At 39.6% G+C, this 20,525-nt stretch carries 19 protein-coding genes and 2 pseudogenes; 5 read left to right on the plus strand and 16 right to left on the minus strand.

All coding sequences use genetic code 11. From position 1 onward, the window contains the following. Nucleotides 1-199: 199 nt before the first annotated feature. Nucleotides 200-727, minus strand: a pseudogene (locus ACFX4I_RS09680) (YjiH family protein); the annotation flags it as partial. A gap of 92 nt (nt 728-819) precedes the next feature. On the opposite strand from ACFX4I_RS09680, the gene ACFX4I_RS09685 reads away from it, so the two are divergent. Then, on the plus strand, nt 820-1,023 hold the full coding sequence (locus tag ACFX4I_RS09685) for a hypothetical protein (RefSeq protein WP_283932547.1): 204 nt from the start codon (nt 820-822) through the stop codon (nt 1,021-1,023). A 257-nt stretch (nt 1,024-1,280) separates the two neighbouring features. Here the strand turns inward: ACFX4I_RS09685 and ACFX4I_RS09690 are convergent, their stop codons facing one another. From ACFX4I_RS09690 to ACFX4I_RS09715, 6 genes are all read right to left on the minus strand, one after another. After that, nucleotides 1,281-2,786 (minus strand): malate:quinone oxidoreductase, encoded by a 1,506-nt coding sequence (locus ACFX4I_RS09690; protein ID WP_230300368.1) that lies wholly within the window; start codon nt 2,784-2,786, stop codon nt 1,281-1,283. A 621-nt stretch (nt 2,787-3,407) separates the two neighbouring features. Beyond that, nucleotides 3,408-4,328, minus strand: a complete 921-nt coding sequence (coaA, locus tag ACFX4I_RS09695) for a type I pantothenate kinase (RefSeq protein ID WP_377420289.1) — start codon at nt 4,326-4,328, stop codon at nt 3,408-3,410. 178 nt (nt 4,329-4,506) lie between these two features. Further along, nucleotides 4,507-4,800 carry an RNA polymerase alpha subunit C-terminal domain-containing protein gene (locus ACFX4I_RS09700; protein ID WP_230300366.1) on the minus strand — a complete coding sequence of 98 codons (294 nt, stop codon included), beginning with the start codon at nt 4,798-4,800 and terminating at the stop codon, nt 4,507-4,509. 380 nt (nt 4,801-5,180) lie between these two features. Next, nucleotides 5,181-6,578, minus strand: a complete 1,398-nt coding sequence (locus ACFX4I_RS09705; RefSeq protein WP_141992658.1) for an amino acid permease — start codon at nt 6,576-6,578, stop codon at nt 5,181-5,183. 332 nt (nt 6,579-6,910) lie between these two features. Continuing rightward, on the minus strand, nt 6,911-7,870 hold the full coding sequence (locus ACFX4I_RS09710; RefSeq protein WP_230300365.1) for an L-threonine 3-dehydrogenase: 960 nt from the start codon (nt 7,868-7,870) through the stop codon (nt 6,911-6,913). A gap of 44 nt (nt 7,871-7,914) precedes the next feature. Further along, nucleotides 7,915-9,105: a glycine C-acetyltransferase gene (locus ACFX4I_RS09715; protein WP_230300364.1), complete on the minus strand. Its 1,191-nt coding sequence runs from the start codon at nt 9,103-9,105 to the stop codon at nt 7,915-7,917. Nucleotides 9,106-9,470: 365 nt separating this feature from the next. On the opposite strand from ACFX4I_RS09715, the gene ACFX4I_RS09720 reads away from it, so the two are divergent. Then, a complete protein-coding gene (locus ACFX4I_RS09720; protein ID WP_309519410.1) occupies nt 9,471-9,602 on the plus strand; it encodes a hypothetical protein in 132 nt (43 codons plus the stop codon). A gap of 309 nt (nt 9,603-9,911) precedes the next feature. After that, nucleotides 9,912-10,064 (plus strand): annotated as a pseudogene (locus ACFX4I_RS09725) (3-hydroxyacyl-CoA dehydrogenase NAD-binding domain-containing protein); the annotation flags it as partial. A gap of 211 nt (nt 10,065-10,275) precedes the next feature. Here ACFX4I_RS09725 and ACFX4I_RS09730 read toward each other — a convergent pair. From ACFX4I_RS09730 to ACFX4I_RS09750, 5 genes are all read right to left on the minus strand, one after another. Next, nucleotides 10,276-10,800 carry a YehS family protein gene (locus ACFX4I_RS09730; protein ID WP_377420291.1) on the minus strand — a complete coding sequence of 175 codons (525 nt, stop codon included), beginning with the start codon at nt 10,798-10,800 and terminating at the stop codon, nt 10,276-10,278. Nucleotides 10,801-10,917: 117 nt separating this feature from the next. Then, on the minus strand, nt 10,918-12,303 hold the full coding sequence (gene rlmD, locus ACFX4I_RS09735; RefSeq protein ID WP_230300361.1) for a 23S rRNA (uracil(1939)-C(5))-methyltransferase RlmD: 1,386 nt from the start codon (nt 12,301-12,303) through the stop codon (nt 10,918-10,920). Next, entirely contained in the window at nt 12,300-13,184 is an 885-nt protein-coding gene (locus tag ACFX4I_RS09740; protein WP_377420293.1) for a DNA-3-methyladenine glycosylase family protein, read from the minus strand. The genes rlmD and ACFX4I_RS09740 overlap by 4 nt, the downstream gene beginning before the upstream one ends. A gap of 122 nt (nt 13,185-13,306) precedes the next feature. Then, nucleotides 13,307-14,092, minus strand: a complete 786-nt coding sequence (gene pdaA, locus ACFX4I_RS09745; RefSeq protein WP_377420295.1) for a delta-lactam-biosynthetic de-N-acetylase — start codon at nt 14,090-14,092, stop codon at nt 13,307-13,309. Between the two features lie 200 nt (nt 14,093-14,292). After that, nucleotides 14,293-14,478: a hypothetical protein gene (locus ACFX4I_RS09750; protein ID WP_230300358.1), complete on the minus strand. Its 186-nt coding sequence runs from the start codon at nt 14,476-14,478 to the stop codon at nt 14,293-14,295. 111 nt (nt 14,479-14,589) lie between these two features. Between ACFX4I_RS09750 and ACFX4I_RS09755 the strand changes: the two genes are divergently transcribed. Further along, entirely contained in the window at nt 14,590-14,727 is a 138-nt protein-coding gene (locus ACFX4I_RS09755) for a hypothetical protein (protein ID WP_230300357.1), read from the plus strand. Between the two features lie 49 nt (nt 14,728-14,776). Here ACFX4I_RS09755 and ACFX4I_RS09760 read toward each other — a convergent pair whose 3' ends face one another. Further along, nucleotides 14,777-16,345, minus strand: coding sequence for a fumarate hydratase (locus ACFX4I_RS09760; RefSeq protein ID WP_283900615.1), 1,569 nt, complete (start codon nt 16,343-16,345; stop codon nt 14,777-14,779). 305 nt (nt 16,346-16,650) lie between these two features. Then, a complete protein-coding gene (locus ACFX4I_RS09765) occupies nt 16,651-16,836 on the minus strand; it encodes an SE1561 family protein (protein WP_034305661.1) in 186 nt (61 codons plus the stop codon). A gap of 150 nt (nt 16,837-16,986) precedes the next feature. Between ACFX4I_RS09765 and yfkAB the strand changes: the two genes are divergently transcribed. After that, nucleotides 16,987-18,114 carry a radical SAM/CxCxxxxC motif protein YfkAB gene (yfkAB, locus tag ACFX4I_RS09770; protein ID WP_377420298.1) on the plus strand — a complete coding sequence of 376 codons (1,128 nt, stop codon included), beginning with the start codon at nt 16,987-16,989 and terminating at the stop codon, nt 18,112-18,114. Nucleotides 18,115-18,147: 33 nt separating this feature from the next. Here yfkAB and ACFX4I_RS09775 read toward each other — a convergent pair whose 3' ends face one another. Continuing rightward, nucleotides 18,148-18,960, minus strand: a complete 813-nt coding sequence (locus ACFX4I_RS09775) for a YfkD famly protein (RefSeq protein ID WP_283932542.1) — start codon at nt 18,958-18,960, stop codon at nt 18,148-18,150. Between the two features lie 468 nt (nt 18,961-19,428). Then, nucleotides 19,429-20,487, minus strand: coding sequence for a calcium/proton exchanger (cax, locus tag ACFX4I_RS09780; RefSeq protein ID WP_230300459.1), 1,059 nt, complete (start codon nt 20,485-20,487; stop codon nt 19,429-19,431). Between the last annotated feature and the right edge of the window lie 38 nt (nt 20,488-20,525).

A 20,525-nucleotide genomic window follows, 5' to 3' on the forward strand; every position in this document is an offset into this window, starting at 1 on the left:
ACCCCTAGCTTCAAATCCGCGCACCCGTACGTCCTCCCCCTGGCTGCTGATATAAAGGATTCTATTTAAAAAGGTCAACCAGTAATTTTTACTGGCCGACCTTATAATACGAACGCACCTGTTCGATTTGAATCGAATTAAGATTCGTTTATTTGTACTCCACCATCGCACTGTTCCAGACATTTTAAAAAAATCCTTCTTTGATAACTTCTTCTGGATCCGCATTATCCGAATAATAATCGTCGCTCATTTTATTTAATGGCCAAATACGTACGGTAATGGCAGTGACAAGATACGTTATCCCTAAAGAAACCCAAAAGAAAAGGGACCATATGTCCATAGGCCCGGGAGTTTTTGCTACAACGATCATGAACGTTGCTGAAACGGTTTAAAAACCCGTTGCAATAATAGCGGCTTCTTTAAGCTTGCATTTTCCTTCTTTATATAGTCGATTCGTAATAAGCATACCAATAGAGTAGCTTCCTGCTAAATCAGCGACCATATCAACTGCTGAACGCCCCGGCGTTTTAAATATCGGCCTCATGATTGGCTGCATCAGTACACCCAAGAATTCAAGAAGCCCGTATCCAATGAGAAGCGCCAAAAATAGAGCACCAAAAGGAACGACAAGCCCTACAGGTATGACAAGTTTTTCGAAAAGGAAAGGACCCATGCTTGGGGCCATTAACCATTCAGGTCCAATCTTGAAATATATTAAGACCGCCATTCGAGCGTGTAAAGGTGATTGAGTTTATTCCTACACAAGAAATGATCTCCCACGCTGCAGTACGATCATTATTTTCTCATGGAGTCATCCATATGTATTCTGAACTTATGAGCACGAAGTATGAAGAAACCATGTATGAGATTTCTAAACAAGATGAATGGCGAACCTATCGTGATGCGTTCATAGATCTTCTAAATAATGGAGCCACACTGGTAGCAGATCGTGGTGATCTTAACATAAACCAAAAGTTAGATGAACGAATTCCTGACGATGCACAGCTTCGTCATTTGCGATAAAGAGACCATTTCCCAAATAAATTCAAATACATATTAGAATCTTTGGGGATGCTATAATAGCATCCCTTATTGATTTTTCTTATTAAACTATACTGTGCCCTTTAGTCATAAGAAAAAGGCTGCCTCAGCAACCTTCCTTTTCGAAGTAAGCACCCTTAATTGAATAAGGCATCAAGACAAAAAAAAAGAACCTTCAATCAAAGATAGATTAAAGGTTCTGTTGTTTTTTATTTCAATGTTGCTTCCATATCCAAAAATTAACTATAAACTAGCTCTTTTTTTTTGCTCAGACCAAGCGTCCCTGAAGTTGAAGTTTGAATTTCATGCAGAAGCTCTGGATTTTCCATTAGTGACTCTCCATAAGAAGGAATCATTTCTTTAATTTTCGGTTCCCACTCTTTCATACGTTGCGGGAAGCATTTATTAATTACCTCAAGCATAACGTGAACAGCAGTAGAAGCACCTGGAGATGCACCTAGCAATGCTGCAATCGAGCCATCGGAGGCACTGACAACTTCCGTTCCAAATTGAAGTGTACCTTTGCCGCCTTCTGCAGTATCTTTGATAACTTGTACACGTTGGCCAGCTACTACTAAATCCCAATCCTCGCTCTTAGCGTTCGGGATGAACTCTCGTAACTCTTCCATGCGCTGTTCTTTCGATAACATAACCTGTTGGATCAGGTATTTTGTCAATGACATCTCTTTTGCGCCTGCCGCCAACATAGTTAAAACATTATTCGGTTTTACGGAAGTTATTAAATCGAACATTGAACCTGTTTTTAGGAACTTCGGTGAGAAGCCCGCAAATGGTCCAAATAGCAACGATTTTTTATTGTCGATAAAACGTGTATCAAGATGCGGAACAGACATTGGCGGTGCACCAACTTTAGCTTTTCCGTATACTTTTCCATGATGCTGCTCAACAACTTCAGGATTATTACATACCATGAAGTATCCGCTTACTGGGAATCCGCCGATATGTTTCCCTTCAGGAATACCGGATTTTTGCAGCAAATGCAAGCTTCCGCCCCCGCCTCCGATAAAGACGAATTTAGCATTATGGCGTTCTACGCTACCAGTATCGACATTACGCACTTTTAATTCCCATGAGCCATCGCTGGCACGTTTAACATTATCAACACTATGTTTATATTTGATATCGACGTTTTTAGTCTTAAGATGGTCAAACAACATGCGTGTTAAAGCACCAAAGTTAACGTCTGTACCGTAATCAATTTTTGTTGCCGCTATAGAATCATTCGATGGACGGTCTTGCATAATAAGTGGAATCCATTCCATCAGTTTTGCTGGGTCATCGGAATACTCCATACCTTGGAACAGAGGATTTTTTGACAGCGCTTCAAAACGTTTCTTTAAGAACGCTACATTTTTATCCCCTTGAACCATACTCATATGAGGCAATGGCATGATAAAGTCTTGCGGATTATCAATCAGCTTACAGTTTACAAGATACGACCAAAACTGCAATGAAACTTGGAACTGTTCATTAATTTTAATTGCTTTGCTAATATCTATAGATCCGTCAGATTTTTCGGATGTATAGTTAAGCTCGCACAGTGCAGAATGTCCCGTACCCGCATTATTCCATTCGTTAGAGCTTTCTTCTCCTGAGTTTGCAAGCTTCTCAAATACTTTGATTTCCCATTCCGGTGCTAACTCTTTCAGTAATGATCCCAAAGTCGCGCTCATGACTCCGCCGCCAATTAAGATAACGTCTGTTTGTTTCTGTATGTTGCTCATTATAACCTTCCTTATCCCCTATATTTGCAAAAAAGATGTAGGCGCTCCTGTTTAGGTGTCACCAAAAGCCAGGCACGAACTAGGAACACACCTTTTCTGTCTCCTTATAACTATATCATAATCTATTATTATTATTTCATAGATTAAAATATTCTACTATTACTTTTTTTGTTAAAAAATTGTTTTTGTGAAGAAATTAGCTTAAACTTATCCGCCATGATAGTCGAAGAAAAATATTTCTTCAGCTGCTTCCCCTTATTGAAGGAAGAAACTGTTAGTGAAATAATATTGACACATCAGAAAAAGTAACGAAAATACACAATTATTGACAAAATCGGAAGTGAAATTAGAAGTTTCTGTAACCATTTCCCGAAAAAACAAGGACCTTCCTGAAACTGCTAAACTACTACCTTTTTAACTTGGATCATAAATTTCACCCAATAATTAGATATTATAACAATACCAATAATTACTGATAATTAAACCAATATAAGGTACGACCATAGATAATATTCCTAATTTTAAGACTTATTGCATAGTCCCCCATAAAGGAAATTTTATCCTTTATTGTTATTACAAAAAAACATTATTTCTAATACATAATCATCTGCATTTCAGTTATCATTTTCGCAAATAGATCTTTTCAGCTTTGTGATCTGATCCTTTTTTTAAAACGAGTTTTGCCCGGCCTTTTGTCGGCAGTATATTTTCATGTAAATTTTTCAAATTAATTTCTTCCCAAATTTGGGTCGCTTGTTTAATGGCTTGTTCTTTAGACAAGTCAATATAACGATGGAAATAGGATTCGGGACTTTGAAATGCGGTCTTTTGAAGTAAAAGGAACCTTTCAACATACCACCGCTCTATGTCATTTGCGTCTGCATCTACATAAAGTGAGAAATCAAAAAAGTCACTGACGAATACTTGATTTTCCTTATCAACTTGAAGAACATTAATACCTTCCACTATTAAAATATCCGGATTACAGATAGTCTGTACTTCATTTTGCAAAATGTCATACTTCAAATGTGAGTAGATTGGAACTTCCACTTTATTTTTTCCTGCTTTTACATCCCCGATAAGATTAATTAATTTTTGAGTATCATAACTTTCAGGAAACCCTTTTCTTTTCATCAGTCCTTTTTCTTCTAAAAGATCATTTGGGTACAAAAAGCCGTCAGTAGTGACAAGACCTACGTTTCTATGATTATCCCATCTAGATAATAAGGTCTGAAGTAACCTTGCTGTCGTACTCTTTCCTACAGCAACACTCCCTGCAATTCCAATGATATAAGGTGCTTTTTTATCATTAGTTTTTAGAAATGAAGAAGTGGCTGTATTAAGCTGCTGAGATGCTTCAACATATAAATTGATTAAACGAGTCAAGGGCAAGTAAACCTCTTCCACTTCCTGAATGGATATTTCTTCATTTATTCCTTTTAAGTTATCAAATTCTTCTTCAGTTAAAGGAAGAGGGGTATGGTTCCGCAAAGATGCCCACTTTTTTCGATTGAATTCATAATAGGGAGTATAGGAACTCATGATTTTTCGTTACCTCACTTTTTAGAGTTACTATCAGTTTAACAAGGATGATGTCCATAAAAAAAGATGTTCCTGATCCCTTATTTACATAAAGACCCTATGACTTGATGAAAGAAATTGAATGTATGGCACCAGCAGGCATAAAAGGCGTTCCTGCATGATTAAACATTCTAGGTGGTTAATCTTTGAATGATAACCCACCTGTCTCCAGAGCATCCCTAAGTTTAGGTAAAGAAGCTGGTCCCATACCGTGAAACTTCAAAATCTCTTTTTCACTATATGTTGATAGCTGATGTAAGGAGGTTACCCCATTGTTTTCCATTGCTCGTCTGGCTGGTGCCGAAAGCAATGAAAGAAATCCGGTGTCAGGTTTGCGTTCTTGCTCACATACAGGGCAGGTCGGACAGTCGCTGGATTTATAGTAATTGTGACCCTTTTCGCAAGTCCTCAAATTCTTCTTTGAAGTTGTCATTGTCAATGTCTCCTTTTCTTATGATTTTTAACATTCTATCTTAAGAAGTAATAACATCGCAGTTATCTTACGCTAAACTTTGGCGGAAACGTATCCTGATATCATTAACTAGATTGCCCTGACTTTTTCCAGTCATCATAGCCCAGAAAGCTTTTAACGAAGGGAGCTCAACAAGAACCATTACTTACTGTTTTTTAGTTGCTTCTCGGTATATCCAAGGTCACTATACACCTCATATATCCAACAAGCAATATCTACAGCACAACTTTCATCTTCAACTACCATTTTATCATCTCTTGTTAAAACTAAACTGCCCTTTTAGTTTCATGGGAAAAGGGCTGCCGAAGCAACCCTTTTCAAAACCCGAAGTGAATTATTGATTAACCCACTTTATCCTCCTTCTGAGCCATTGTCTGAGCATCGGCTTGTACACGCTTGCCTATTCCAAAAGCGAAATAACTAATTACAACGATAGCCAGAAAACCTATTCCAACCATTAGTGATATACGTGTGTCATCATTAAACCACATACCGATTAATACCATAATCAAGAAAGCGATGGTCAGGTAGTTTGTCACAGGTGCAAAAGGCATTTTGAATGGATGATTGTGCATTTCAGCTTTTTTAATTTTCCTGAATTGAATTTGACTGATCAGAATGACAAACCACGGAATCATACCAGGAAGTACACTCGCACTATATACATGCACAAATAAATTTTCTGGTGCAATATAACTTAAAACAACCCCAATTGCTAACCCGACTATCACTCCGAACGTACCGAATAAAGGTACACCGCTATTAGATACTTTCGCAAAGAATTTTGGCGCTTGGCCATTCATCCCTAATGTGTAAAGCATACGTCCTGCACTGTAAATACCACTATTGCAGCCAGACATAGCAGCCGTGATTACGACAAAATTAATGATTCCAGCTGCTGCCGTGATACCAACTTTCGCAAAAGTAGCAACAAATGGACTGCCAATCGCACTTAATTGATCCCAAGGGTAAACGGTTACAATAATGAAAATCGCACCGATATAGAAAATTAAAATACGCCAAATGGTACTTTGAATCGCTTTGGTTATCGTTTTTTGCGGATCTTTTGCTTCACCAGCCGTAATCCCGATTAATTCTACACCTTGATAAGCGGCAACCACCAGTGAGAGAGCAAAGAAGAAGCCCTTCCAACCACCTGTAAATAAACCGCCATGTTCCCAAAGATTCGATAATCCTAAGGCTTCCCCTCCATTACCGATTCCAAAGAAAATAAGTCCAAATCCTGCAACGATCATTAATATAATCGTTACGATTTTAATCAGTGCAAACCAAAATTCAATTTCCCCAAAGGATTTAACGGAAATTAAGTTCGCTGCTCCAAGAATCACCATTGCGATTAAACCTGGAATCCAAGCCGGGAGATCAGGGAACCAATACTGCATGTACGTCCCCACTGCAATAATTTCTGCCATCCCGACAATAACCCACTGGAACCAGTTACTCCATGCAGTCATATACCCTGCCAATGGATGAATGTACTTATAACCAAATGTTGCAAATGAACCTGTACTTGGCTCTAAATACAACATTTCCCCCATTGCACGCATGATTAAGAATATAAAAATCCCAGAGATCGCATAAGCTAACATTACTGACGGACCTGTCCATTGAATCGTGCTGGCTGAACCCATAAATAAACCGACACCAATAGTTCCGCCCAAAGCGATCATCTGAATATGACGACCTTTCAAGTCCCTATTCAAATCTTTGTTTGCCATTCCATTTCCCCCTACACCACTAATAGTCGAAATTTAATGCAAGATGCTTAATACACTCCCTATTTAGTATAGAAATGATATAGCAGGCTCCACTTTTTTTAATCTTTCTTAAAGCTGCCTCATAAAATCATTCTTCACTCTTAAGCATTCCTGACAGTTAGAAAGATTACTATCAAATTTCATGTTATATCTTAATTCTGTTCAAGGTGTCATAGAAAGCGCTTACTTTTTATCGTTTATAACAGCCTACCCCTTAATCGTTAAAATTCCTCTGTATAAAATAACTCGAATAAAAGAGTATTGCAACTCTTTTATTCGGCTGGCAGTTTAATTCATGCTGTTACTAAAAGGGACTTTAATCTCAGCTTCAACAACATATCATTCGTCATTTTCTCTAAATCATATTCCGCCTTGAATCCCCATTCTTCCTTTGCACAAGTTGAATCTATTGTATTTGGCCAACTATCGGCAATGGATTGTCTTACAGGATCGACATCATAATTCATGACAAATTCCGGAATATGCCTTTTAATCTCGGCTGCAATTTGCTCCGGATCAAAGCTCATGGCTGACACATTGAAAGAATTGCGATGTTTTAATTTTGAGGCATCTGCCTCCATTAGATTAATGATGGCAGCTAAAGCATCAGGCATATACATCATATCCATATACGTTCCCTTATCAATGTAAGAAGTATATCGCTTGTTTTTAATCGCTTCATAGTAAATTTCCACTGCATAGTCGGTAGTTCCACCGCCAGGAGGTGTTACATACGAAATCAGTCCCGGGAATCGAAGCCCCCTCGTATCAACCCCAAATTTATGATGATAATAATCACATAATAACTCTCCGGATACTTTATTCACTCCGTACATCGTATTCGGTCGTTGAATGATGTCTTGCGGTGTCCAATCTTTAGGAGTGGTTGGACCAAACGCACCAATGGAACTAGGTGTGAATAATTGGCAATCGAGTTCCCGTGCAGATTCCAAAGCATTGACCAATCCGCCCATGTTTAAATGCCAAGCTAAAAGAGGTTTCTTTTCAGCTGTTGCTGACAATAAAGCGGCTAAATGTATAATTGTATCCACTTCATGTTTTTTTGCCATGTTAAACATCGCTTTTTCATCTGTAACATCTAAAATCTCAAATGGACCTGATTGGGCAACATCGCTGTCCGTTTTTCGAATATCTGTTGCAATGATATTGTCAGCTCCATAAATCTCTCTCATTTTCAACGTCAGTTCTGAACCAATTTGACCTAAAGCCCCCGTTACTAAGACCTTTTTCATCAAAAATCCCTCCCTATGTTTTAAACTCTGAAACAAGCAATCTCTTATATGATCGACATCTCTTTTCCTACTTTTTCATAAATGGCAATTGCACGGTCCAGCATTTCTTTTGTATGAGCAGCAGTAGGCATATTCCTCACTCTTCCTGTACCCTTTGGAACGGTAGGGAATACGATGGATTTAGCATACACACCTTCTTCATTCAGCCTCTTGCTGAATTGCTGCGTTTTTGCTTCATCTCCTATGATGCAAGGCGTAATCGGGGTTTCGCTCCCCCCGATATCAAACCCTAATTCTTTCAGGCCTTTTTTCAAGTAATCGCTGTTTTCCCACAGCTTATTTTGAAGTTCTGAGCTATTCATCAAAATATCGATGGCTTCTATACTAGCTGCAACTGCTCCCGGTGTGGCAGCCGTTGAAAATAAAAATGGACGGCTTCTCACCTTTAACCAATCAATCAAATCTTTCTTTCCTGCTACATAGCCTCCAACAACACCAATGGCTTTGGATAATGTTCCAATTTGGAAATCCACTTTATCCGATAAACCAAAATGTTTTACCGTTCCTGCACCATTACCTAATACGCCCGATCCATGTGCATCATCAACATAAGTAATTAAGTCAAACTCTTCTGCAATCTCCACAATTTCAGGAAGCTTGGCAATATCCCCGTCCATCGAGAAAACTCCATCGGTAATAATCATGACTTTGTTATACAATCCGGACTCCTTAGCTTGACGTGCTTTTGTCCGTAAATCGTCCATGTCGGAATGGATAAAGGGAATAATTTTCGCCTTGGATAATCGACATCCATCAATGATTGAAGCATGATTCAGTTCATCTGATAGAATGGCATCGTGTTTATCCATCACTCCTGAAATCGCTGCCATATTACAGTTAAATCCAGATTGATAAGCAATGGCTGCTTCTGTATGTTTAAACTCGGCAAGCTTTTCTTCTAATTTGACGTGAATATCCAATGTTCCGTTGATCGTTCGAACGGCACCGGCACCGACACCATATGTTTTCGTCGCTTCTATGCAAGCCTCTATTAATCGTCGATCTGTTGCTAAGCCTAAATAATTATTGGATGATAAATTAATTAGCTCCCTGCCTGCAATGGTGATTACCGGACCATTTGGACCTTCCACCGGATCAATAACGTTGTATAGTCCCTTTTCTTTTAAATCTTCCAAATTTTCTTTCAAAAATTTATTTAATATTTCACTTGACATTTAAAATACCCCCTCATTGATGGTTGGAATAAATGCAGGATCTTTATATGTTTTACCCCTATTTAAAAAATATTGTATTTTTTTCTTTTTTTCAAAAATACACGTGTCTTCTCCATAAATACACACGGTATTAACATAAACCCCTTTATACTAAGAGTTATAACAATCATAATAATAGATAATTTTAATGTTGTCCATATTGTGCGGACAAAAAAATCGGAATTTTTGTAGTTTTACAATAAAGATCCGCCTAAAATGCGCTTATATCAACGGAAATACGAGGAGAATATTTTTCTAGGTAAATGATGTTTTATCTTCTGTTTTTTGGAGACCTTAACAAATAAACACAACTAAGGAGGGTTATTTTGAAAAAAGAAGATGAAAAAACCTCGGAAGGCCTAAATGAGATTTTTGAGATTATTAATGCAAAAGGTGACATTGGGGAATTAAAAGAAATCGTCCAAAAACCTGATGAACAAACAAATGAAGACAAGTAAACTAAGGGGATTAATCATCCTCTTTTTTGTCTGTTTTACATTGTACTAATGGACGCTTAAGTCCATTACAACATTAAAAAGAGAGCTACTGATCAACTCAGGATATTGAAGTGACGTTCAAGTACAAAGAGATCAAAAAAGTTATGAAGAATGTTCTACATCTGATAATGGTTGTTACGTTCTTAACATACGATTATCAGGTTTCATTAAGGGAAAATAACGTATATCAAGATAATTCCTGCATCTATTTTCAAGATATGTGAAATAATTAACAAGAAGAGATATTCAAAGAAATAAAGGAGAATGGCTGTGAAATATAAAAATATCACGATTGCCGGAAGCGGTGTTTTAGGAAGTCAGATCGCATTTCAAACCGCCTTCAAAGGATTCAACGTATCTGTATATGACATCAATGACGAAGCATTGGAACGTGCAAAAGATAGGATCACTAATTTGAAGCCATACTAATTTCGCAAAACCAGACTTTTTTAAGGTTAATGGACGTGCGAAGGTGCCTTAAGGGTGACTTCTGCTATTTTAACTGTTTCGCACTTTCCAATGACTTCAATAACGTTCATACGAAAAGAAAAAGACCCTGAAATCGGAAAAGTACTTTTCACGAAATCAAAGCCTAATTGTAATGATGTGCATGATAAAAACAGTTACTGAACCCTTATCCCCTATATCTCAAAGTTAATCCTTTTAAGAAATTCCTGGCGTATCGATCCCCGCACTCTTTATAATTCCTATGACCCACTTTTCTTAATATAGCGCTTAATTCCCCTTTGGTTATCATGACACCTGCTTCGTCCAAGATATCAATCATATCCTCGCTGGTTAATGTCAATGCTATTTTCAGTTTCTTCAGAAGGATATTATTCACACTTTCCTTATTCTTTACAGCCGGTGCCTGACTTTGAGGCTGACCAGGTTTTGGCTCTTGTCTCCCTCTTTTAAAAATGATCAAACCATTTAAAAAGGACTCTAACATCATGTTATTGCAGTTTACCCCATCTTCATCCATATCATCATCATATTCATCATATTCATCATAAAAATCATCTTTTGGTTTTGTGAGCATCTGCATGACTTCTTCTTTTGTCACTTCAATATCCCCGAGCTTAAATATCTCTACCATATCTTTATTTTTAATATCCAGCGCATATCTTAATCGTATTAATATATCATGATTATGCATCCAAAACCCTCCTATGTATTTCTCGATTTTCACAGTACTTTCATTATTTCACAAATGGATGGAAATAAACGCAGATTAAAATCCGAGAACCTTTTACAGATTCCCGGATCACTCTGCTTATTCTTTAATCAGCTTCAATGAGGTTACTACTTCAACATGGCTCGTCTGCGGGAACATGTCCACTGGCTGCATGACCTCCACGCGATAAGAAGAGCCCAGTTCTTGTAAGTCCTTCGCCAATGTGGACGGGTTGCATGATACGTACACAATGGTTTTTGGTTTAACTTTCAAGATTGTCTGCAGTAATGATTGATCACAGCCGGATCTTGGCGGGTCGACGACCAGTACGTCCGGTTTCCAGCCTTCTTTGGTCCAGCGTGGAAGGATATTCTCGGCTTTGCCTGTTTCATAGAATACATTGTTGCGTTTATGTTTTTTTGCATTTTTCTTGGCGTCCTCAATGGATTCTTTAATGACGTCCATTCCTCTGACTTCTTTGGCATTTTCAGACAGCCATAGGCCAATGGTACCGACACCGCAATAAGCGTCAACCACTTTTTCCGTGCCGGTTAAGGCTGCTGCTTTTTTCACTTCATCATATAAGCGAACAGTTTGGACCGGGTTAAGCTGGAAGAATGTACGGGCTGATAGTTCATATGATAGGTCACCCAATGTTTCGTTGATGACTTTTTCGCCTGCCAGGTGAATCGTTTTTTCGCCAAAGATAAGTGATGTGTTCTGGTTGTTGATGTTTTGAACGACCGATTTCACTTCTGGCAGTTGGTCACGAATTTGTTTAAGTAACTGATCTTTTTGTGGAATTTCCTCCGCACCAGTAACGAGGACAACCTGTACTTCACCTGTTTCAAAGCCTACCCGTGTAATGACCGTACGGATAACACCTTTTCTTTTTCTTTCGTTATAAATCGAGATGTTCAAGTTCTTTAGTATCTTTTTCACTGTACGCGTTACCTTATTTGTTGCCTTATGCTGTACAAGGCAATTCGGGATATCGATCAGTGTGTGGGAATTCAAGCCGTAAAGGCCAGCAATCAATTTGCCATCTTTTTGGCCGACTTGGTACTGACTTTTGTTGCGGTAATTCCAAGGATCTTCCATGCCGATCGTTTCTTTTACATTTAATGAAGAAACTGGGAATTTTGAATGACGTTCCATCGCTTGAATGACGATATCGCGTTTTTCAATAAGCTGTTGGGTATAGCTTAAATGCTGTAACTGACATCCGCCGCATTCAGCGTAAATCGGACATGGCGCTGCAATGCGATGCGGTGATTCTTTACGGATGGTTTTTATTTTCGCCTCGGTGAAGTTTGGCTGAACCTTTGTGACCAAAGCTACAATTTCTTCACCAGGCAATGCACCTGGGACGAAGACGACTTTCTTTTTGAAATAACCGACTCCCTCCCCGTTAATGCCAAGCCGTTTAATCGTAAGGGGAAGGGTTTGATTCATTTCCAGTTTTGTATCTTGAATGTTTGTCATTTCTTTTCACTCCGTTTTTCAATGCTTCTCCACAAATAGAGGGAAGCGTAGCTTAGATATGGAGCCCATTTCACACTATAGGACTCCATTTCTTCTTGGGTTGGCTTTTGCGGTAAGCCATATAATATTTTCAAGGCATTTTGAATGCCAATATCGGCTTTAGGAAATAGGTTCGGCCGGCCAAGTCCAAAAAGCAGGAAGTTTTCAGCCGTCCATCTACCGATACCGCGTATTTTTATTAGTGTATCCATAACCTCTTGATCGGATAGCTTTTCCATTATATCAAGGTTGAGATGGCCTTGAATGATCTTCTCGGAAAGTCCGATGACATATTCGGCTTTCCGGCCACTGAATTGAATGGCTCTTAATTGTTCGATTTGAAGTTGGGCTGTTGTTTCCGGTGTCGGATAAAACCAGGCACCTTCCATCTGGTAGCCGAAGGTTTTAACGAATCGTTCCGTGAGCGTATGGGCAAAGGATAAGTTTAATTGCTGATGTATGATGCATTTGACGAGGCAACTGTAGTAATCGAAGTCCAAGACTATGGCAGTACCGCGATGCTCTTCGAAGATTTCCCGTAAATCTGATTCCCCGAAATGCCGGGAAACGCCTTCTAATGGCTGATGCCAATGAAAAACCTTTTTTAACCGTTCGATTGCTTTTGACTTGTAAACCTCTGAATGACCTTTGATGATGAAAGATGGTTCATCGATATTTCCTATTGCCTGAACCTGCAAAACGATTGGTTCTGTTTCTATATATAGCGGAACTTTTACCGTCCTGTTAGTAAAATCAACTACCTGAAGTGGGTCTAACGATAATCGTTCGAGAACTAGATCGAAATTATAGGGTCCTTGAACCTGTAATTTTTCTGTCCACACAAGCGATCCATCCTTTAGCAGTTTTCCACGTATTATAGCATGTTTCCAGAAATATTACTTGAAATTGAAGAGAATGGATAAAAGCGGGACCTGAATTATCACTACAGGACCCGCTTCTCATTTTAATAAAGCATTCGGTTCGGCAACTGTTTCTCAATCATTAAATCATCAAGGCTACTGAATGTGTACCCCTGCTTTTCAAGATCCGTCAAAATCGAGTCCAATGCTTCCGCATTATCCTTCGAGACGGTATGCAGTAATAAAATCGCGCCGGGATGAATCTGCTTAAGCACTTCATCGTGTGCGAACGCGGCACCCTTTTGTTGATCAACAATCCAGTCTTTATATGCCAGTGACCAGAAGATGTGGTAATACCCTTCTTTTTTTGCGATTCTCATTGTTCTCTCATTAAATACCCCACGAGGCGGCCTTAAGTAATTCATTCCTTTTTGCCCCGTTAATTTTTCCGTTGCTTTTTTTACCCGCTCAAGCTCCATGCGTATCACATCGTCCGTCACGCTGGTCATATCCGGATGGTTCCATGAATGGTTTCCTACGATATGCCCCTCATTAGCCATACGTACAACAAGCTCGGGTGCCGTTTTTAAATAATGACCTGTGACGAAAAAAGCCCCAGGAGCCTTATGTTTCTTCAGAACATCCAGAATCTGCGCCGTGTACCCATTTTCATAACCGTTATCAAACGTTAAGTATATATCTTTTTTCTTTGTATCCCCTTTATAAATCGCCTCATATTTAGGCAGCATCTCATTGAAGTTTTTACCAGCATCGGCAGGTGTCCCATTTTTCCCTTTATTGAAGCCCCAGTTATAGGATTCTGCAAAAGCTGGACTTGCCAAAGAGCATATCAAGCATATAAAAGCGGATAAAATCACGATTTTTTTCATTTGAATATCCCCCATGTCCTTTTTTCTTAGTGTTTGGAACATAGAGATTTATATGCATGATATTGCGAAGGTCGAATCTCGCTCCGTGGGGCGAATTATCCGGTTGGACGATTTCTGCTGCTCTAGGCTGAATTATAACCTTAATCCCACACAAAAAAAGGCCCATCCTCCAAAAAAAGGATTGGCCCCCTATGCTTTGTTTATCCTTTAAATAACGCTTGTGCCGCCTTCCAAATAATAGCGATAGCGAAAATGAGAACGATTACAATTCCGACTACGTCAAGGAATGTTTCAAGACCGGAGAAAATCGTATTTGCCACAGGAAGTTGGATGAAAGCAAAACCGGATAACATGGCGATAAAGAATAAGATATAGCTATTCTGCATGAAAATCCCCCCTTTCTCTTCTAATGTATGTGCGAGCGTTCCAAAAGATTGTACTTTTTTTAGTTAATTATCGCCTTTTTTTTCATATACATTTAGCAAGGGGGGAATATAATGCTGGAATGGGTTATCACTATAGGCTTTGTTGGTTGTCTTGGTTTAGGCGGCGGAGTGTTTATTCATTTTGTGAAAAGTGGATTGAATTTAGAGGATGCTTCAAGGATCGATCCACTGCCGGAAACCGAAGAGTAAGATATGCAAAAGACGCTCAACCGTTTGGTGAGCGTCTTTTTCCATACAATTATTTAAATACTGGTTCTTTGAATTGTGCCAATTTTTCCAATGAAGATTGCTGAACGTCTTTATGCAGGCTGTTTCCATGTGAATCCATGGTAACTACGGCAGTAAATCCTTCAACATTCAGGTGCCACATCGCTTCTGGAATACCAAATTCGGTGAAGTTCACACCTTCGACGGATTTGATGCAGTCTGCATAATATTGAGCAGCCCCGCCGATTGCATTTAGATAAACGCCGCCGTGTTCACTTAGTGCCTCTAGTGTTTTTGGACCCATTCCGCCTTTACCGATAACTGCACGGATGCCGAATCGTTTCATGATATCGCCTTGGTATGGTTCTTCACGAATACTTGTTGTTGGTCCCGCAGCCTTAACATGCCATTTACCTTCTTCGTCCTTCAGCATAACTGGGCCACAATGATAGATGATTTGTCCATCTAGGTCGATTGGTGCAGGATTTTCAGATAAATGCTTGTGGATGGCGTCACGGCCTGTATACATTCTGCCGTTAATATGAACTACGTCACCAACTTTTAATTCACGGATTTGTTCTTCCGTGATTGGTGCTTGCAGGGTGATTTCACGGGAAGCTTTAACGTCCGGTTCAGCAGCGGCTGCCACTTCATCCTTCGCTGCTTTTTCTGCTTCTAAAGCAAAGTCGATTTTCTCGCCTTCTTGATACAACCACTCATTGATTTCACCTGTTTCAGGATTGACTTTCACTCCTAAACGGCGGAATGCCCAGCAGTTGTAAGCAACGGATACGAAAAAGCTTGCCGGAATACGGTGCATGACACCGATTTTACATCCAAGCAGTGTAGTTTCGCCCCCAAAGCCCATCGTGCCGATTCCCAATTCATTAGCTGTCTTCATGATGTAATCTTCAAGTTTACGAAGGTCTTCATTCGGATTCACATCTTCATTACTGCGGAAAAGTTGAGCCTTAGCCAGATCATATCCGGATGAACGGTCCCCTCCGATACCAACTCCAATGAAGCCGGCACTGCAGCCTTGTCCTTGTGCTTGGTAGACAGAGTGAAGGACACATTTACGGATTCCGTCCAAATCACGGCCCGCTTTCCCCAATCCTTCAAGTTCCATAGGCAGACTGTATTGGATGTTTTTATTTTCACAGCCGCCGCCTTTTAAGATAAGTCGAACATCAATATAGTCTTTTTCCCATTGATCGAATTTAATGACAGGAAGACCTTCCCCAAGGTTATCCCCGCTATTTTCACCCGATAAAGAGTCAACTGCGTTTGGACGAAGTTTTCCGCCTTTAGTCGCTAAAATGATCGCATTTCGGATTGCTTTTTTTATTTCAAGTTGGTTCACGCCAACTGGAGTTTTTATTTTAAAAGTCGGCAGACCAGTATCCTGACAAATCGGTGATACGTTGTCGTCAGCCATTGTAATATTATTCGTGATGGTGTCCAAGCTTAATGCAGAACGAGTACCTGCATTTTCACGTTGTTTTGCACTTTTGACCGCACGACGAACATCCTTTGGAAGATTCGTTGAAGTTTCAACGATAAGACTGTACATACTTTCTTGGAATTTTTGAATATCCAAATTTCTCTTCCCCCTCTTATTTCCCCTAGATTAGATTTAATCATTTCCCTGCTTCTCTATAAATAGCGAATGATTCAACACCCGTTTTATTATACATCTAACATAATCTTTCGAAAACAAGTAATTATTTTTCTTAATGAACAGCAATTTGGAGAGAAATGATCAAAGCGCCTTAAATAGCCCATAAGTCAAATATCATCACCAATCATTTCCAAGAAGATTTGATATTAAAAAGGGATGACGAGGTTCCTCGTCATCCCTTCATGAATATTAACATTGAAAAAGTCATACTATCGAAACAGATATTAGTCTTCCCGGGTTTTGAATTGTTCCACTTTGCCTTCCAAATCATCTATCATGCCGATTAAACGGTCTATATCTTCCAACTCCGTATTTTCCGGTTCAATATGATCAAGAACTTCCATGAACATCGTGAGGCGTTCTTTTAAGTATGTTAATTGTTCGTTTTTACCTGTGATGGATTTTCCCATGAGGCACTCTCCTTCCGTTCTTCTTTCATCGTAACGAAATCTGCTTGAAAGTGCAATGGCAAGCTATAAATACAGCTCTCCGCCATTTGACAATTTTTGTTCCCATTGTTCATAATGGGTTAGTGCATTTTTACGTAAGGAGTTTTAAATATGTCAATAATCAAGCAAGATCTTTTAACACCAATTACACCCAAGTATGATCCTTGGGAAGCATATATGGACGTTGAACAATATGGAAAACTCAGCCTCACCAACGTGGAGTTCACCACCACCACCCTTTGCAATATGCGTTGTGAGCATTGTGCCGTTGGTTACACACTGCAGCCCAAGGACCCGGATGCCCTGCCTCTGGAATTACTGATTCAGCGCCTTGATGAGATCCCTTTGCTTCGCTCGTTCAGCATCACTGGCGGGGAACCGATGCTTTCAAGAAAACAAGTGAAGAATTATGTTTTGCCTCTATTGAAATATGCCCGTAGCCGCGGGGTACGGACACAAATCAATTCCAATTTGACCCTTGACTTGGAACGGTATGAGGAAATCATTCCTTATTTGGATGTTCTGCACATTTCCCATAACTGGGGAACGATCGATGAATTCATTGATATCGGCTTTGCCATGATGGACCGAAAACCATCTCGGGAACAGCGAAAGAAATTATTTGATAAAATGATCGAAAATTCCCGTGCCCTGACAAAAGCTGGTGTTCTGGTATCTGCAGAAACGATGCTTAATAAACGGACATTGCCTCATCTTGAACATATTCACAGACAGATCGTCGATGAAATGGGATGTCAAAGGCATGAAATTCATCCGATGTATCCAAGCGATTTCGCTTCGGCACTTGAAACTTTATCATTGGATAATATGCGTGAAGCGATTCATCATTTGCTTGATATCCGTGATGAAAATGTTTGGATGCTTTTCGGTACCCTGCCATTTTATCCTTGCAATAATAGTAAAGAGGATATAAAGCTGCTTCAACGCCTTTATGGTTCACATAAAGTAACCGTAAGAAATGACCCTGATGGACGTTCCAGGTTGAACATCAATATTTTCACCGGGGAAGTGATCGTGACCGATTTCGGGGACGCGCCTACATTAGGGAATATCAAAGATCAGCCCTTGACCGATTCCTATGACACATGGATGAATTCGAAACTGGCCAATGAATTGAATTGCCACTGCCCGGCAGTCAAATGTCTGGGCCCGAATGTTCTCGTCAAAAATGCCTACTACCCGAAGGAGGACTTCAGGATAAGGAAGTCAATCATATGAAGAAAAACTCGCCAATCCGGCGAGTTTTTCAATTTACCTGGGTTGCTGCGAGACTGTAAAGCTGAAGGAAACATGGTCCTGAACCGGTATCCATGCACCGATGCCTTGTGAAGTGATGTTCTTTATCGTAATGGTTCTTTTATTTCCTTTTAGGTTCAAATATACTTCCCCATATGTGACCTTGCCTTTTTCATTGACGGCGGAAGCAAAACTGGATAAGTAACCAATCCTATTTGAAGCAACATTGTATACTTGATCTTTTTTCGTACCAGCTCCGATGATCGTTTCAAAAGCCAATGGTAAATTCGTTTTTTCAGTGGCTTTTAGCAACATCATCTTTTGAACATCCTCAGCCTTAGGAATTTTCGCTGTCAGACCGCCACTCACTGCCTTCTGACTTTCCTGGACATAACGGATCTTATATGGGACTTCACCGCCGCGATTATCATAGTAATTCGTATTGATCTTTTGGTATTCCCAGTTTGGTGCCGTTTCCGAGGACTCATAATTCAAGGCCCAATGGCCAAGGTAAATGGTCGCCCTGTATCCAAAAGCAAGCGGGGCTTTTGCAATTGCGGATTCATTCAACATTTGGATGAGTTCTGGGTTTTCAATCTTGATATCAGACGAATCGATCAATTGTTCGGCAAGATTACTCGGCTGCAGCATTGGAAGATCCTGAGTCGGGTTCGGATACGTATTCTCCTTTGCAATATTCAATACTGAAGGTGGGATATTCACCTTATTCGGATTTGCTTTGACTTCTGGTATATTAGCTGCAAAACTTACATTCGCCTGAATAAAGGCAATTAGGGCAATCATCGTAATAATAATAGTTCTTTTCATGCTGTCGCACTCCTTTTGAAGGTTCAATCATATTGATTATAGATTTTGTTTTTAGCCAACATTCTATACATTTCATTCCGATTTCAACTTTGTAATAAATTTGTAAAGTTCAGAATATTTACTTTTCTATTTAAATCAGTTATACTTATTTTACATTATAAAAAGGAGGCGAAATCGTTCATACCTATTAAACCTTCAGGAGGTATGCTTATCGAACAATCCATGGAACCCTTTAAAGGATGACAGAAAACGAATTCGCCTATACTTAAATCTGATGTAAAAGGATGGTGTGACACTCTAGAATATTTTCTCAACTTTTTCAAAAGCATGATGAAAAATCCTGGAATAACTTATGAATGGTAATTTACTAATATAGAAATGACTCTGCTAAATCTAACCTGAGCAGAGTCATTTTTATATTTTAATTTTATAAAAAATAAGACCTTCCACATCGGAAGGCCTGCATTCTTATAATAAGTAAAATCCTATTCCCATAATGAAGTAAGCGGCCAATAAGGTAAGGCCTTCAAACCAGTTCGTTTCCCCGTCATTAGAAATCATGATCATCAGAAAGACTGCTGTAACCATTGATATCAGTTCTGGCATTGTGAAAACAAGCGGCATACGCGTTGGATACATTAACGAAATCAATACGAGTACAGGAGCAACGAACATCGCTACTTGAAGCGTGGAACCAACGGCTATCTCCACAGCGACATCCATTTTGTTTTTATAGGCCATTATGACGGCGGAAGCATGCTCTGCCGCGTTACCGACGATCGCAACGATAATGACACCGATGAATAACTCCGACCATCCGAAGGCTTCCCCCACCTCGCTAAACGTATGGACAAGTTTTTCCGATACGTAAGCAACAGCCAGTGTAGCGGCAGCAAGTATTATAATTGCCTTTTTCCTGCTCCACTCCGGTACTTCCTCTTCATGTTCCTCGAGTTTCTCTGTATGCTGATATACCCCGCGGTGAGTAACCAATTTAAAGAATAATGCAGCAAGATATAATAAGATCAATATAATGGAAATTCCGACACTTAACGACATCGTGCTTGATTCACCCATATTTTGTGTGAATACTTCCGGTATGACGAAGGCTACAATTACTGCAAAAATCAATAGACCGGCATTATGCCTCGCATCGAATACATTAAACTTCTGCCGTTTGTATTTAGTCCCTCCGATAAAGAATGAAAGTCCTGCCACCAACAATAAATTTCCTAAAACGGAACCAGTCAAAGACGCCAACACGACACCTACTAGCCCCGCCTTTAATGAAAAGATGGATATGATCAATTCTACTGCATTACCAAAGGTTGCATTCAAGAGACCGCCAATCCTTGGTCCCATAACGATCGCTAAGCTTTCAGTGGCCCGGCCCATGAAGCCTGCCAGCGCCACGATTGTTAAGCAATATACTATGAACATGATTACACTCGGCCAATGCAATAATGACCCAATGACAGATAAAGGGACGCCTAACAGGACAAGCCCCAAAAATATTTTATTCACGATACTTCTCCTCACAATCCTATAGTTCTTTTTATGTAACA

It is taken from the genome of Peribacillus sp. YIM B13472 (assembly GCF_042788005.1).
Lineage (GTDB): Bacteria > Bacillota > Bacilli > Bacillales > DSM-1321 > Peribacillus > Peribacillus simplex_E.